General features: G+C 68.2%; 14 protein-coding genes. 3 read left to right on the top strand and 11 right to left on the bottom strand.

Annotation, left to right across the window (positions count from 1 at the left end):
• Positions 1-12: 12 nt before the first annotated feature.
• On the bottom strand, positions 13-702 hold the full coding sequence (locus F8178_RS16830; protein WP_317495785.1) for a hypothetical protein: 690 nt from the start codon (positions 700-702) through the stop codon (positions 13-15).
• A gap of 904 nt (positions 703-1,606) precedes the next feature.
• Between F8178_RS16830 and F8178_RS16835 the strand changes: the two genes are divergently transcribed.
• Positions 1,607-2,632, top strand: coding sequence for an XRE family transcriptional regulator (locus F8178_RS16835; protein WP_317495786.1), 1,026 nt, complete (start codon positions 1,607-1,609; stop codon positions 2,630-2,632).
• Positions 2,633-2,714: 82 nt separating this feature from the next.
• On the opposite strand, the gene dmpG is transcribed toward F8178_RS16835, so the two are convergent.
• Positions 2,715-3,767, bottom strand: coding sequence for a 4-hydroxy-2-oxovalerate aldolase (gene dmpG / locus F8178_RS16840; protein WP_317495787.1), 1,053 nt, complete (start codon positions 3,765-3,767; stop codon positions 2,715-2,717).
• Positions 3,764-4,684 (bottom strand): acetaldehyde dehydrogenase (acetylating), encoded by a 921-nt coding sequence (locus tag F8178_RS16845; RefSeq protein ID WP_317495788.1) that lies wholly within the window; start codon positions 4,682-4,684, stop codon positions 3,764-3,766. The genes dmpG and F8178_RS16845 overlap by 4 nt, the downstream gene beginning before the upstream one ends.
• 74 nt (positions 4,685-4,758) lie before the next feature.
• On the opposite strand from F8178_RS16845, the gene F8178_RS16850 reads away from it, so the two are divergent.
• On the top strand, positions 4,759-5,520 hold the full coding sequence (locus F8178_RS16850) for an IclR family transcriptional regulator (protein ID WP_317495789.1): 762 nt from the start codon (positions 4,759-4,761) through the stop codon (positions 5,518-5,520).
• Between the two features lie 24 nt (positions 5,521-5,544).
• On the top strand, positions 5,545-6,516 hold the full coding sequence (locus F8178_RS16855) for an arsenic resistance protein (protein WP_317495790.1): 972 nt from the start codon (positions 5,545-5,547) through the stop codon (positions 6,514-6,516).
• 9 nt (positions 6,517-6,525) lie between these two features.
• Here the strand turns inward: F8178_RS16855 and F8178_RS16860 are convergent, their stop codons facing one another.
• Genes F8178_RS16860 through F8178_RS16895 form a run of 8 tightly spaced genes read right to left on the bottom strand, consistent with a single transcriptional unit; the run spans position 6,526 to position 14,649 of the window.
• Positions 6,526-7,053, bottom strand: a complete 528-nt coding sequence (locus tag F8178_RS16860; RefSeq protein WP_317495791.1) for a hypothetical protein — start codon at positions 7,051-7,053, stop codon at positions 6,526-6,528.
• Entirely contained in the window at positions 7,050-7,514 is a 465-nt protein-coding gene (locus tag F8178_RS16865; RefSeq protein ID WP_317495792.1) for a hypothetical protein, read from the bottom strand. The genes F8178_RS16860 and F8178_RS16865 overlap by 4 nt, the downstream gene beginning before the upstream one ends.
• 54 nt (positions 7,515-7,568) lie before the next feature.
• On the bottom strand, positions 7,569-8,825 hold the full coding sequence (locus tag F8178_RS16870; RefSeq protein ID WP_317495793.1) for an MlaD family protein: 1,257 nt from the start codon (positions 8,823-8,825) through the stop codon (positions 7,569-7,571).
• Positions 8,825-10,033: an MCE family protein gene (locus tag F8178_RS16875; protein WP_317495794.1), complete on the bottom strand. Its 1,209-nt coding sequence runs from the start codon at positions 10,031-10,033 to the stop codon at positions 8,825-8,827. The genes F8178_RS16870 and F8178_RS16875 overlap by 1 nt, the downstream gene beginning before the upstream one ends.
• On the bottom strand, positions 10,033-11,217 hold the full coding sequence (locus tag F8178_RS16880; protein WP_317495795.1) for an MCE family protein: 1,185 nt from the start codon (positions 11,215-11,217) through the stop codon (positions 10,033-10,035). The genes F8178_RS16875 and F8178_RS16880 overlap by 1 nt, the downstream gene beginning before the upstream one ends.
• Positions 11,217-12,266, bottom strand: coding sequence for an MCE family protein (locus F8178_RS16885; protein WP_317495796.1), 1,050 nt, complete (start codon positions 12,264-12,266; stop codon positions 11,217-11,219). The genes F8178_RS16880 and F8178_RS16885 overlap by 1 nt, the downstream gene beginning before the upstream one ends.
• Positions 12,266-13,297 carry an MCE family protein gene (locus F8178_RS16890; RefSeq protein WP_317495797.1) on the bottom strand — a complete coding sequence of 344 codons (1,032 nt, stop codon included), beginning with the start codon at positions 13,295-13,297 and terminating at the stop codon, positions 12,266-12,268. Before F8178_RS16890 ends, F8178_RS16885 begins: the two co-directional genes overlap by 1 nt.
• The gene (locus F8178_RS16895) at positions 13,294-14,649 is read right to left on the bottom strand and encodes an MCE family protein (RefSeq protein ID WP_317495798.1); all 1,356 of its coding nucleotides are present in this window, start codon (positions 14,647-14,649) and stop codon (positions 13,294-13,296) included. The genes F8178_RS16890 and F8178_RS16895 overlap by 4 nt, the downstream gene beginning before the upstream one ends.
• Positions 14,650-14,672: the final 23 nt, after the last annotated feature.

Genomic DNA, 14,672 nt, shown 5'->3' on the forward strand with positions numbered 1-14,672 from the left:
AGATACCTACGCCTATAGATCACCGATGCGAGTCTCGCGCGACACTCCTCCCGACGTTGCTTGCCGAGATGCCCCCAGCCGGTCACGCTCGCTACCCCCGGACGCGCGGCCCATTCGCTCGGCGAGGGTGGTGGTGGCGGTGGTGTAGATGTGGTCGGCGGGGCCGGGCTGCCATCCGCTCTGGCTGGGGTGGATGTGCCAGGTGAGGGTGCCGGCCAGGGTGCGGGTCGGCGGCAGGGGGATCAGCTCGCCGGCCTGGGCCACGGCCAGGTCCGGGATCCCGGCCGGAGGTGCGATGCCCGGTGTGATCACCAGAGCGGCGCCGTGGGGGCCGAGCATGACCGGGCACACGGGGCCACGGTCGCTGGCGTGGGTGAGGGTGGCGGTGGCCAGCCAGACCGGCAGGTACAGCACGGTGAGCTGCTCCCCGGCACGCGCCAGGATGCTGTAGGGGGCCAGCGACCACCAGTGCCACACCCGGCGCGGATCACGCAGGGTCCGCGCCCCGCGCAGCACCGGCACCAGACCGGGGGCCGGGTCGCCGGTATGGCCCCGCAGGTAGCGCAGCCCGTCACAGGCCGCGCCCGGGATCACCCCCCAGCCGTGGGCGGCGTAGTCCACCGCCGCCTCCCGCAGCCGGGCATGCTCCGGGCTCCACACACACCGCGCCCGCAACTCCGCATCAGGCAGTGGCGCGCTCATCGCCACTCACCCCCTCCCGCCGCCGAGCCGGGGTGGTGGGACGCGGCGAGCCCGACCGCAGGAAGGGGAGCCGGGACAGATCGAGCCCGCCGCGAGTCTGCACGTACGGCCGGGCCCCCGGCCCGGCCGGAACCAAGCACCCTGACCAGTGCCGCCAGCAGCCGCCGCACACCGCCACGACCGCGCCGTGGCCGGACCGTCCCGGCAGGCGGCTGCAGCGCCTGTACACACGCGGGGCAGGCCGGCAACGGCTCGGCGATCATCGGCGCAGCGGCGAATCGCACCCCGCACACCGCCCGATACATCCCACTGCCCCGGGCGACCGCCTCGGCCATCACCCCACAGGCCACCGCATGATCAACACGACCCGCCGCAACCGTCACCCACACCGGGCGCCGGTACCTCAATGCCGGAGAGCTGGGCCGAAGGGACCCGTCAGTGCCCATGCGGTACTGGAGGGCCCATTCGGCCCGGCCCGCATGCGGCCGTACCGGAGTCCCACTCAGCTCGTTCGCTTGCCATCGCACGTCCACTACGATTCCTCAGCGGCGAGCGATCACACAGTGTTATTGGCAGTGACAGTTGGGTGACATGGTGATGCGCCCGTATCACCGGAACATCACCTCGCCAATCGTTACCTCTCGATGGCACACTCGGCGGGAAGGTGCTGGCTTCCAGGGGAGATGTCATGTCCAACGAGCTACCGGCGTGGTCACAGCGCATCCGGTCACTCCGGGAGGCACGGGGGCTCTCACAGCACGAAGCCGTCCAGGCAATGCGAAACCATTCCGAGAAGGCGCTACCTGAACAAGATCACTTACTGAGGCGCTGGAAGGCGTGGGAACTGGGGGAGAACAGACCAGGGGTTCAGTACGCCCCGCTGATCGCAGCCGCGCTCGGAACGGTGACGGCTGCGCTGTTCCCGCCCGAGCACAGCAGCGCACGCAGGCTGGAAGTCCTGAGCGCTACCGGCATGGACACCCTGGAGATCGTCAGCAGGCTGAGTTCGTCCGATGTCACCGACTCCACGCTCGACGGGGTCCGCATCACCGTCGACAAGCTGTGCTCCGAGTATCCGTACATGCCACCTGATCAGCTCATCGCTGAGGGCCGCCAGTGGCTACGACGCATCGTCGAGCTGCAAGAACAGCGACTCACGTTCCGGCAGCGCAAGGAAACCCTGGAGCTCGCAGGATGGCTGGCCCTGCTCGTCGGCTGCCTCGAACACGACACCGGTGATCCTCGAGCTGCCGAGGCCACCAGGAAGATGGCCTTGAAGCTCGGTACGGACGTCAATCATGGCGGAATCCTCGGATGGGCTCACGAGATGCGCGCATGGTTCGCGTTAACCGCAGGTGACTACCGGGGGGTGCTCGCAGCAACCGAAGCAGGGCAGCAAGCAGCTGGCAGCCACAGCGTGAGCGTGCAGCTGCTCGCCCAGGAAGCCAAGGCGTGGGCGCGAATGGGCGAGGCGAAGGAGATGGAAGCGGCCCTGGAGAAGGGCCGCACGCTGCTGGAATCCTTGCCCTATCCGGAGAACACGGACCATCACTTCGTCGTCGACCCCGCCAAGTACGACTTCTACGTCATGGACTGCTACCGACATATCGGCCACGACCGGCTCGCACGCACGCTTGCCGATCACGTCCTCCGCACCAGTACCGACTTCGACGGCCACGAACGGAAACCCATGCGCGTCGCCGAAGCCTGGATCACACACGGCGTCGCCGCCGCCAGGGAAGGCGAACTCAACGAAGCCGTGTCGTATGGACGGCGCGCACTCAACGGTGACCGGAAGTCCCTCCCGTCACTGGCGTTGGTAGCTCAAGACCTCGCCTCCGTACTCGACACCCAGTACCCGAAGGAAGCCGAAGCCCGAGCTTACCTGGACGAGCTGCGCGCGATTCATCGCGCGAACTCGCGCGCATAAGCGGGACTGACTCGTGGCCGCTCCCCTTCGGACCATGAGCTGAACGTGGCCTTCGTTCCCTCTAGGGCGCCGAACGTCACGTTCAGCTCCCCGCCGCGCCGTCGCGCTCGGCGCGGATCTCGAGGGCCACGTCGATGATCATGTCTTCCTGGCCGCCGACGTAGCGTCGCTCACCGCAGCGGTAGAGGATCTCGTGGGCGGGCACCCCGTAGCGCTCGGCGGCACGCTCGGCGTGCAGCAGGAACGAGGAGTACACCCCGGCGTAGCCTTGCACGATCGAGGAGCGATCCATCACCGGCAGCCGGGTGATGAACGGTTTCACCACGTTCTCGGCGGCGTCCATCAAGCCATCGGCGTCGACCCCGGTTCGTGTCCCGATCCGGTTGAACGTGGCGGCCAGCACCTCGGTCGGCGAGTTGCCCGCCCCAGCGCCCAGCGCGACCAGCGAGCCGTCGATCTGCCGCGCGCCCGCGCGGTAGCACAGCACCGAATTGGCCACGCCGAAACTGAGGTTCTGGTGGCCGTGGTAGCCGACCTGCGCGTCATCGCCGAGCTCGGCGACCAGCGCCGCCACCCGGTCCGAGGCATCCTCCAGGATCAGTGCGCCTGCCGAGTCGACGACGTAGACGCACTGGCATCCGGCGTCGGCCATGATCCGGGCTTGTTTCGCGAGCTCCTCCGGCGTGGTCATGTGCGAGAGCATCAGGAACCCGACTGTCTCCAGCCCGAGATCCCGCGCGGCCTGGAAATGCTGGATGGAGACATCGGCCTCGGTGCAGTGCGTGGCGATCCGGACCGCCCCGGCACCCAGATCGGCCGCGGCCCGCAGGTCGGTCACCGTTCCCAGCCCTGGGAGCAGCAGCACCGCGATCCGCGCCCGCTGCGCTTCCTCGACCGCGGCCGCGATCAGCTTGCGCTCGTCGACCAGCGAGAAGCCGTAATTGAAGGTGGAGCCGCCCAGCCCGTCGCCGTGGGTGACCTCGATCAGCGACACCCCAGAGGCATCCAGCGCCCGCACGGTGTCCCGCACCTGCTGCTCGGTGAACTGATGCGCCATCGCGTGGCTACCATCCCGCAACGTGGTGTCGACGATCCGCACGTCCCGCTCCACACCGTCGTCGCTGAAGATACTCATACCCGCACCCCCGTGTCCTGCTCGATGATCCGCTGCGCCAGCAGCTCGCCCACCTGGGAAGCGGCGGCCGTCATGATGTCCAGGTTGCCCGCGTACGTCGGCAGGTAGTCGCCATTACCGGCGACCTCGAGGAACACCGCAACGCGAGCGCGGCCGTCCCAGCCGGGACGCGGGTCGTCGTACTGCGGCTCGGCCTTGAGGGTGTAACCGGGCACGTACTCCTGCACGTCGCGCACCATGCGGCGGATCGAGTCGGTGATCGCGTCCCGGTCGGCATCGGGGTCGATCGCACAGAACACCGTGTCCCGCATGATCATCGGCGGCTCGACCGGGTTGATAATGATGATCGCCTTGCCCCTGGCCGCCCCACCGACGGTCTCGATGCCGTGCGCGGTGGTCTCGGTGAACTCGTCGATGTTCGCCCGGGTGCCAGGGCCTGCCGAACGCGAGGACACCGAGGCCACAATCTCCGCGTACGGCACAGGGGTGACGCGGGAAACCGCGTGCACGATCGGGATGGTCGCCTGCCCACCGCAGGTGATCATGTTGATGTTCGGTGCGGTCAGCTGGGCGGAGATGTTGACCACCGGGCAGGTGAACGGGCCGAGCGCGGCAGGGGTCAGGTCCACCGCCTGGATACCGGCCTCGGCGTAGCGGGGCGCGTTGGCCGCGTGCGCCTTCGCCGAGGTCGCCTCGAACACCAGGTCCGGCAGCTCAGGCCGCTCGAGCAGCCAGTCCACGCCGCCCGGCGAGGTCTCCAGGCCGAGCTCGGCGGCCCTGGAGAGCCCTTCCGAGGCGGGGTCGACCCCCACCATGTATCGCACGTCGACCGAGTCGCTACGTCGCAGCTTGGCCAGCAGGTCAGTGCCGATATTGCCCGACCCGACGATCGCCGCGACGGCCTTGCCGTCCCGCATCACTCACCTCATTCGTCCACCGGAGTGCCTCCGCCGCCTTCACACTCCATCGCGGTGTCGGGCACACTCAACACATGCGTCCCGCTCAGCGGAACGAACCGCAGCGCAGCGACCCGTCGACGACGGCCCGTGTCTGCGCGCTGCTCACCGCCTTCCGCCCCGGTGACGAGGCGTTGAGCGTCTCCGAGCTGGCGCGCCGCGCGGGCCTGCCGAAGACCAGCACGCACCGGCTGGTGTCGCACATGATCGCCAACGGTCTGCTGGAACGCGACGGCGCTGCGGTGCGGCTGGGCCTGCGACTGTTCGAGATCGGGCAGCTGGCCATCCGACAGCGCGGCCTGGTCGACTCCGCCCGCCCGCACCTGGCCGACCTGCGCGAGGCGACTCGCAACACGGTGCACCTGGCCGTGTTGGAAGGCACCGAAGTCGTCTACCTCGACGTGCTGCGGGGACCGGATGCCCCCCGGCTGCCCTCGCGTATCGGCGGGCGGTTCCCGGCGCACGCCACCGGGGTGGGCAAGGCGATCCTGGCGCATGCCGGCGAACAGGCGGTCGAGAAGGTGCTCGAGACGAGCCTGCCCGCGGTGAGCAGGCGGACGATCACCTCGCCCGCGATCCTACGCAAGCAGCTGGCCACCATCCGCGCCGAGGGTGTGGCTTACGACCTCGAGGAGTCCGGCGTCGGCGTGGTCTGCGCTGCCAGCCCGGTGCTGGACGGTGAAGGCGCGGCCGTCGCGGCGATCTCGATATCCGGCTGGAGCAACCGGATGCGCACCGAGCGGATTGCCCCTGCGGTACGCACCGCCGCACTCACCCTCTCGCGCAAGCTGCGCTGAACCGCTCGCTACTCTCGGATCGCCATGTCGATCTGGGAACGTTTGCAGGGGCCGCTTGTGGGGGCCGCGGCGCTCGCCGGGTTGGTCCTTGGCCTCGCGGTGCCGGTCGCCCCGCTGGCGGGGCAGCTGGTGCTGCCTGCTCTGCTGGTGATGCTGGCGGCGATGTTCGTTCAGGTCGACGCCGGGCAGCTGCGGGAGGCCGGCCGTGCCCGCACGGTCGTGGCGACCAGCCTGCTGCTCAACTTCGTGTGGACCCCGCTGCTGGCCTGGGCGCTGGGAGCCGGTCTGCTCGGGGACTCCCCCGACCTGCGCCTCGGGCTGCTGCTCCTGCTGGTCACCCCGTGTACCGACTGGTACCTGGTGTTCACCGGGCTGGCGCGCGGGCACCTCGGCGTGGCCGCGGCGTTGCTGCCGATCAACCTGGTACTGCAACTGCTCCTGCTGCCGGTCTACGTGCTGCTGCTCGGCGGCGCCGCGATCGGCGAGGCCGCGTTCATCGACGCGGGCACGGTGGTCCGTGCGGTGCTTCTCGTGCTGCTGGTGCCGCTGCTGGCCGCCATGGTGCTGCGGTGGGCCACCCGAGCCGCGTTCGGCACCTTGTGGCGGGACCGGACGCTGGTACCGTTCGCGGAGCGGGCTGTGCCGCCGCTGCTGTACCTGGCGGTACTGGCGATGTTCGCCTGGCAGGCAGAGACGGTGGTCGAGCATGGCCTGACCGTGGCCGCGCTGCTGGCGCCGCTCGCGGTGTTCTTCGCCATCACCCCCGTGGTATCCACAGTGCTCGGCCGTGCGCTGCGTATTCCGGAGCCGCATCGGGTCACGCTGACCATGACCACGGTGGCGCGCAACTCACCGATCGCGCTGGCACTGGCGGTAGCCGCGTTTCCCGACCGCCCGCTCATCGCGGTCAGCCTGGTGATCGCCCCGCTGATCGAGCTGCCCGTGCTCGCGGTGATCAGCCAGCTGCTCCGGATCCCCGCCGATCGAGCACCTTGAGCCAGAAGGCTATAGCTGCTCGATCTCCGCTACGAGCCACTGGTCCTCGACCAGTTCGGCTGTCACATCCAGCGTGGCCGCCCGGGATCGCGGGTCCCCGTCCCCGCTGCGGAACTGCTGGTCGAGGAAGACCAGCAGCTCGGCCCGTTCCTCGTCGAGCTGCCGCACGCCGACCGAACGCACCGTGGACGTCCGCACCGCCTCCTCGGCCTCCGCCTGCTCGGCCAACCGGTCGAAGCGCTCCCGGTAGTCCTCGGCCGCCTGCCCGGTCAGTGCCAACTCGATCGCTCGCTCGGTGCGTTCCAGGTTGGCGTAGTCGTACGAGAACGCTGCCCGTAGCGCGGTGCTGACCTGCTCGATCACCTCGCTGGTGGCATCCGGGTCAGCCAGCGCCGCGTTGCCGGCCGCCGGGTGGGTGCGCAGCTCGTACGCTCGCCAACCGGACCACATCGCGCTGGCCAACGCGAGGACGAGCACCGCGGCAAGGCAGCCGAGCAGCACCCGGCGAGCACGTCCAGCCACGTTCGCGCTGCTCATGACACCGCCTCCACCCTGATGAGCCGCCAACCCTCACCGGTGTCGGACAGCTCGGCGTTGACCCGGCGGGTCTGCGTGGCCGGGTCGTCCCCGCCCACCGACACTTCGACGGCGAGCACGGCGATCACCCTGGCCGTACCCTCCCTGCGATCCAGGTCGGTGACCACCACCCGGCGCGGTTCCGCGATGGCCACCGTCTCGGTTGCCTCCGCGCGGTCCCGCTGGCTCTCCCTGTCGTCGCGCAGGTCCTCCTGCAGCTCGCCGTCGGTGACCTCCTGCCACCGGTCGAGGTGTTCGGTGATCTCGGCGTGATCGATGGTGTGCAGCGCGACCAGGCCGTCGGTGGCGGCACGCTGCACCTCGTCGCGTTCCATGGCATGCGCCAGCTGGTGATCCCGCGCGGCCGCGGCCCAGGCCCAGCCGAGTGCGAGGGCGGCGAGCACCGCCAGCGCGGTCGCCACGATCAGCCCGTCGCGCAGCGGGTCACGGACGCGGATGCGCCTGCCGGTCAGCGGTCACCCCTCCAACCCGAGCAGATCGTCGATACCGTTGCCCTCGCCGGACGGCGCGCCCTGCTGCGAGGGCAGATCCAGCATGCCAGGCAGCTCGCCTGCCTCGTCTGCGGCGGTGACCTGCTGCTCATCAGGCGACTCCACCTCAACCGGGTTGCCCGCGTACGGCGCGTTCTGCGCGCCCCGCACCGCGACCGGACTGCCGGGCGGCTCCGCGCAGTACGCCTCGACGTTCGGCTCGATCTCCCGCAGGTCGTTGGCCGGCCGCTGCCGCGTACTCTCATACCCCCTGGTGCACGAGGGCGGGTCGAAGAAGTTGAACACCAGCCCGAGCTTGCCCTGCCCGTCCTCACCGACGGAGTGCGGAAACGCCGAGAGGACGCTGGAGCTCACCATGATCTGTTCGGTGGCATCGGTGCGCACCTCCAAGACGCTGGCCGTGGTGAGCAGGTTCGCGATCAGCGTGCCCAGGTGGTTACCCGAGGTCGCGAGGATGTCGCTGACCTGCTCGCTCACGTCGGTGGTCCGGTCGATGACGTGCCGCAGATCCTCGTCGGACTCGGCGAACTGTCGGGAGATCTCGTTGAGGCCGCTGGAGAACTCGGTGATGTTGTCCGCGTTGCGCCGCTGGGTGTCCAGCACCGTACGGCCGGACTCCAGGAGCTGCCGCGTCTCCGGCAGGCTCTGTTGCGCCCGCTCGGTGAACGAACGCGCGGTGTCCAGCAGCAGCTGCATATCGCCTCCCGCACCGGAGAAGGCTTCGTCGAGCTCGGTCACCACGGTGCGAAGCGAATCCGTGTTCACGCTGGTGACCAGCTCGTCCAGGCTGTGCAGCATCTCGTAGGACGCCACCGGGATATCGGTGCGGTCCTGCTCGATCACCGAACCGGCAGCGAGGTACGGCTCGCCGTTACTCTCCGGGCGCAGGTCCACGTACTGCTCGCCGACCGCGGAGCGATTGGTGACGGTCGCGGTGGTGTCGGCCGGGATCGATGGTGCGTCGTCGTCGATGCCGAGATCGACGTCCAGGCCGTGCTCGGCGAGCCGCAGCTCCTCGACCTGCCCGACGGTGACCCCCCGGTAAGCCACCTGCGCTCCTTCGAAGATGCCACCGGAGTCCACGAACTGCGCGGTGACAACGTAGCCGCGCGGCCCGAGCAGGTCGTCGAAACCGGCGTAGTTCACGGCCACGTAGCCCACCGACAGTACGGAGATGACCAGCACCGCAACGAATTTGATCCGGGTCGCGCGAGTGAGCATCAGCGACCTCCCAGCAGACCGTCGAGCAGGCCGGAGGTACCGCCGGAACCATCACTGTGGCCACCGCTGGGTGGCAGCGGCAACTCCGGTTGCGGGCTCTCGGGCTGCTGACCGTCCGGCTCGGCTGCCGAGCCGGGCTCCGGAGCCCCCTCTGGTTCGTCGAACAGCCCCAGCGGCGGCTGGCTCGAATTCCGGATGTTGTCGATGAGCTTGTCGAGCTTCAGCTCGAACTCCACATCCACGTTGGCGAAATCGCCCTTGACCACGTCAGCGGCGTTCCACGGCAGTGGGTAGGTCGGCAGGATCTTGAGCGCCTCGACGAGGTCGTCGTCGGCTTCGGCCAGCTTCCGCAGGGTCGGTTCGAGCGCTCGCAGATTCCGAACCGTGCCGTCCCTGCTCCGCTCGATGGTGTCGACCGTGACATCGGAGAGCTCGTCGAGCGCGACGAGCGTGTCGACGATGTCGTCGGTCTGCTCGGCGACGACGGCCAGGCCGGGTTCGAGCTCTTCGAGAGCGAGCTCGATGTGGTCGGTCTCGGCGCGCAGCGTGCCCGCGAGCTCGTCGATGCCGTCGATCGCCCTGACGATCTCGTCCTTCTGGCCATCCAGCGACCTCGCCAGTTCCGAGGCGTGCGACAGCAGCGCATTGAGCTCCTCCTCGTTGCCCGACATCGCGAGGTTGAGTTCCTCAGCGATATCGCGCAACTGCTCGATGCCCCCGCCGGAGAGCAGCAGCGACAGCGCGCCGAGAACCTCTTCGATCTCGGCGCCGCGACTGGTCCTCGCCAGCGGGATCACGTCGCCGTCCGACAACGTACCCTGCGGTTCGCTACCTTCCGGCGGGCGCAGCTCGACGAACTTCTCGCCGAGCAGGCTCGACTGCCGCAACGCGGCATCGGCGTTGGCAGGCAACGTGACCTCGCCGTTGACGGTCATGTCGACCCGCGCCGCGCTGGTGTCCTCGGCGAGCTGGACGCTGTCCACCCGACCGACGGGAACGTCGTTGACCCGCACGCTGGCCTGCGGCACCAGGTCCAGCACATCGGTGAACTCCGCAGTCACCTGAAAGGGATCGTCGCCGAGGTCCGCCCCGCCGGGCAGCGGCGCATTGTACAACCCGGAGAACTCCCCAACACCGCAGGCCGACAGCACCAGTACGCAGCCAACGGCCAGCGGCGCGAACACCTTACGTCGAGCGGTCGAGTTCACTATTCACCTCCCCGGCCGTCGGACAGGACGTTCTCCAGCGGCAACGGCAGGGACGGCAACTCCCCTGCGTTGAGCGAGGACACGATCTCCGAAACGGAGGGCAGCGGCAGCGCACCGTCGATCACCGGCGCCAGTTCCATGCAGGTTTCGGTGACCTCGATGGGAAGCTCGTCGGGCACCGCTGGCCCGAGGATCCGGCACAGCATCATCGCGGGCGGGAACGTGAACTCGTTGAGATTGCCCCGGACGGCGATCGTGCCGGACGCCGCGTCGTAGGCGTTGATGAAGTTGCTCATGGCGGTCGGCGCCACATCGAACACCTCCGCCACCTGACCGCGATGCTCGACAAGCTCGTGCGTCAGCGCCGCGAGCTTGTCCACATTCGACGACAATGTCTCCGAGTTCTCGTCGACGAAGCCACGGACGTCGTCCAGCGCGATCGCCAGCGAGTGCAGGGCGGCGTCGACCTCGCCCGACTCCTCGGCGAGGAAGCCGGTCACATCCGCCATCGTGTCGTACAGCTCGTCCAGCTGCTCGTCGCTGCGGGCGAGCATCGTGACGAAGTCGGCGAGGCTGTCCACGGTGTCGAACAGGTCGTCGCCCGAATCGTCGAACGTCCGTGCCAGCTCGGCCATCTTCGTGACGGTTCGGTTGAGATCCTGACCGGTACCGTCCACGTTCTCCGCGACGGTGTCGAGCGCGCCCGACAGCGACCCGTCGGCGTTGACGCCGTCGGGCCCCAGGTCGGTCGCCAGCGTGTCGAGCCGCTCGAACAGCTCGTCGATCTCAGCGGGAGCCGCGGTACGTTCGGAGGGAATCTCCGCGCCGGCTGCGAGCTTCTCGCCCCCCTCGTACACCGGTGTCAGCTGGATGTACCGGTCGCTGACCAGGCTGGGTGCGACGACGACCGCGCTCGCGTTCGCGGGCACGTCGACATCGGAGTCGACGGCCAGGTCCACGCGCACGGTCTCGCCCTCGGGATGTACCCGGGTCACGGTGCCCACCTCGATACCGAGGACCCGCACCGAGGAATCCTCGTACAACCCGACGGCCCTGTCGAAATAGGCGGTGAACTCCGTTCGCTGCTGCTGTGTCACAACCAGGACCCCGGCGAGCAGCAAGGCGAGAACGCAGCCGAGCGCGATGACACGAGGGCCACCGACCTTGTGCAGCACGCCCACCATCACTCCCTCTCAATCCCTTGATCCGGAGCCGCCACCGGAGGTATGCAGCCCTCCGGGTTGGTGGTAAGTCCACCGATGCGCAGGCTCGGTGGCAGGAAGCCGCAGAAGTATCCGTCGAACCACCGGCCGTCCGCCAGCGCGTTCGTGCCGAGCCGGGTGAACGGTCCCAGCAGCTCGATGCTGCGGGAGATGTTGTCCTGATTGGCTTGGAGAACGTCGGTGACGTCGTCCAGCGTGTCCAGTGTCGGTTTCAACTGCGCCCGGTTGTCAGCCACGACGCCGGACAGCTGCTCGGAGACCCGCTGCGTGCCGGCCAGCAGCCTACTGATCGCCTCCTCGCGCTCCCGCAGTTCGGTGAGTAGCAGGTTGGCCTCGTCGATGATGCTCTCGATCTCGCCGCTGCGTTCGACGAGCAGCTCGGATATCTGGCTGGTGTTGGACATCAGCCGCACGAGCTCGTCATCGCGCGAGGCCACGGTATCCGCCAGCGAGGACAGCCCGTCGAGCGTGTCCTGCAGGTGTTCCGGGGTGTCGGCGAAAGTCTCCGATACGACGTCGAAGCTGTCGGAGAGTCGTTCCGTATCGAGCCGTCCCGCGGTGTCGGCCAGCTCGTCGAACACATCCTGGATCTCGAACGGTGTCATGGTGCGATCAACAGGTATCGGCTCGTTCGGATCGAGCTGGCCGTCGCCTGCCGAGTTCAGCGTAAGCTGCTTTTCGCCGAGCAGGTTCTTGACGTCGATGGACGCCGTTGACCGCTCACCCAGCCGCGCGGCCGAGTTCCGCGCCTGCCTGTCGATACGGAAGGTGACCAGCACCTGGGTACCGTCCAGCTCCACATCGGTGACCTCACCGACCTGGACGCCTGCCATCTGGACCTCGTCACCACCCGACAGGCCCGCTGATTCGGCGAAATGGGCAGAATACGTCGTCCCGCCGCCGATGATCGGCAGGTCCTGCGCGTTGTAGGCCACGACCACGGCCAGCACCAGCAACATCGCGGAAACGGCGCCGACGGCGGCTTGATCGCGCGACTTCAGTGGCTTCATCACCCGCACCTCTCTGCCGATTGCATACCGGGGGGCGGGATCAGGGGGATCTCGACATTGAGCGACTCCACCCCGATCGTGCCGGAGATGTCGCACATGAAGTAGTTGTACCAACCGCCGTAACTGAGAACCCTCGTGAACTGCTGTAGGGTGCGCGGCAGCCGGTTGAGGATCTCGTCGATCGTGTCGTCCGACTCGTCCAAAGTGTCAGCGAGGTCGCCGAGCGCGTGAATGTTGTCCCGCAACGGCGGGCGCACCTCTGACACGAGACCGGACACGCTGTGCGTGAGATCCCCGAGGGACTCGGTCGCCTCCCCGATAGGTTCGCGCCGTTCGGCAAGCCCCGCCACCAACTGCCGTGTCGTGTCGATCAGCTGCTCGGTCTGCGGGCCACGCTCGTTGACCGTGTCGAGCACCTCGTTCAGGTTGGTGATCACGTTGCCGATCACCTCGTCCCGCTCGGCGAGGGTGGAGGTCACCGACGCGGTATGCGCGAGCAAGCTGTTGATGGACTCTCCCTCGCCCTCGAAAACCCGGATGATCTGCGCGGCGAGCTGGTTGACCTGCTCCGGATCCAAGGCCTGGAACAGCGGCTGGAACCCCCGGAACAACGCGGTGAGGTCGAGAGCGGGCTCGGTACGTTCCACCGGGATGACGTCGCCCTCCGACAGGGTGTCGCCTGAAGCGCCGACTTCGGTGTCCAGCGCGAGGTAGCGCTGTCCGATGACGTTGCGGAACCTGACCGCCGCGGTGGTCTCGGCTGGCAATGTATGCCCCGCGTCCACGTCGAATCGCACCTCCGCGATGCTGTCTTCGGCGACCTCAACCGAGGACACCTGCCCGACCCGCACCCCCCTGATCCGCACGTCCGAGCCGTCACGCAACGAGGAAGCGTCGTCGAACCGCGCGGTATAGCTGGAGGATTCGCCGAAGTTCGCGCTGGCAATCGTCGCCGCGAGCATGGCGGTCAGAAAGACAGTGACGAGCGCGAACGCGATGATCTTGATCAGCGAGGAGACGAAACCGCTCATCGCACCTCCACCTCCGCTCCGCGATACAGCGGCCCGACCAGCAGGCTCGCCCACCCGGGCACGGCCTCCGGCCCGTCACCGACCGCTGGGGCCGCCAGCACCGAAATCAGCTGCTGCTCCATCGGCGAGTTGGCCACCGATACGCCGCCTGCCGCGGCACTGCCACGCCTGCCGTCGTCGCCGAAGTCCTCGTAGGACACACCGCTGCCGTCGGCGTTGCTCGGCGGCGGCGGCTTGCTGGAGCCGTCCTCAAGAGGCCCGTCCGGCGGGTACTGCGGGAAGAAATCGGGCCGGTCACCCATCGGATAGCACCGTGGACCGCGCTTGTCCTCGTAACGCGGCTCGTCCACGCCCGGCTCGTACTTGCCCCTGCTCGAGATGAACTCAAGGCTGATCTGGTTCCGCCCCCCACTGAACGCCTTCTCGGCGTCCTCCAGCTGGGCGGCCATCTGGCGCAGCATGCAGGGATACTGCGGCGCGTAGCGCTCCAGGATGTCCAACGTCGGCTGAGCCGTCGCGGTGAGGTCGATCAGGTTGTCCCTGTTGACTTCGAGGAAACTACCGAGATCGTGGGAAGCGCCGATGACCGCGCGGTACAGGCCCATGAGGTCGTCCTGCTTCTCCACGATCGTCCGGGTCGTCGTGGTCGCCGTGGACAGCGCCTCCAGGAAGTCGGGTGCCGCCTCGGTATACGTTTCGGACACATCGGCCAGCCCAGCCAGGTTCTCCTCAAGGTCGGGCAGCGACGGATTGACCTCCGCCAGGTACTCCGAGAGCAACACCAGCGTGTCACCGAGCTGCGCACCCCTGCCGTCCAACGCAGTCGCCACGGAGTTCAACGCGCTCGCCAGCTTCTGCGGTTCCACCGCCTGCAGCAATGGCAGCGTGTTGTCCAGAACCTGCTCTAGCTCGATGGCTCGCTCGCTGCGATCGTGCCCGATCACCGCGCCGTCGGCGAGATGATCGGTCGCGGCCATCTCCACATCGGCCCCTTCGGGTGACCGCAGCTCCACGTAGCGCTCCCCGAACAGCGTCTTGGGCAGCAACCGCGCTTCCACGTCCGAGGGGATCCGCTCCAGCTGGTCAGGTGCCAGTGCCAGCTCCAGACTCGCGCCGTCCCCTGTGGAGGAAATGTCTCGCACCTCGCCGACCATGACCCCCCGCAGCTTCACGTCCGCTCCCGGTCGGAGCTGGTTGCCCGCGTGTCCGGCTTCCAGCGTCACGGTCGCCACCGTGGTGAAGACCTTGTTGTAGGCACCGACGGTCACCCCGATGAACAGCGCGACGACGACCAGCATCGCCAGGCCCATCACCTGGTGACGGAGCCGCCGCAGCACCACCTGGCGTCTCATCGACCGGTCGCCTCCCTCATCGC

This window comes from Haloechinothrix sp. LS1_15, assembly GCF_033042135.1.
Classification (GTDB): Bacteria; Actinomycetota; Actinomycetes; order Mycobacteriales; family Pseudonocardiaceae; genus Haloechinothrix.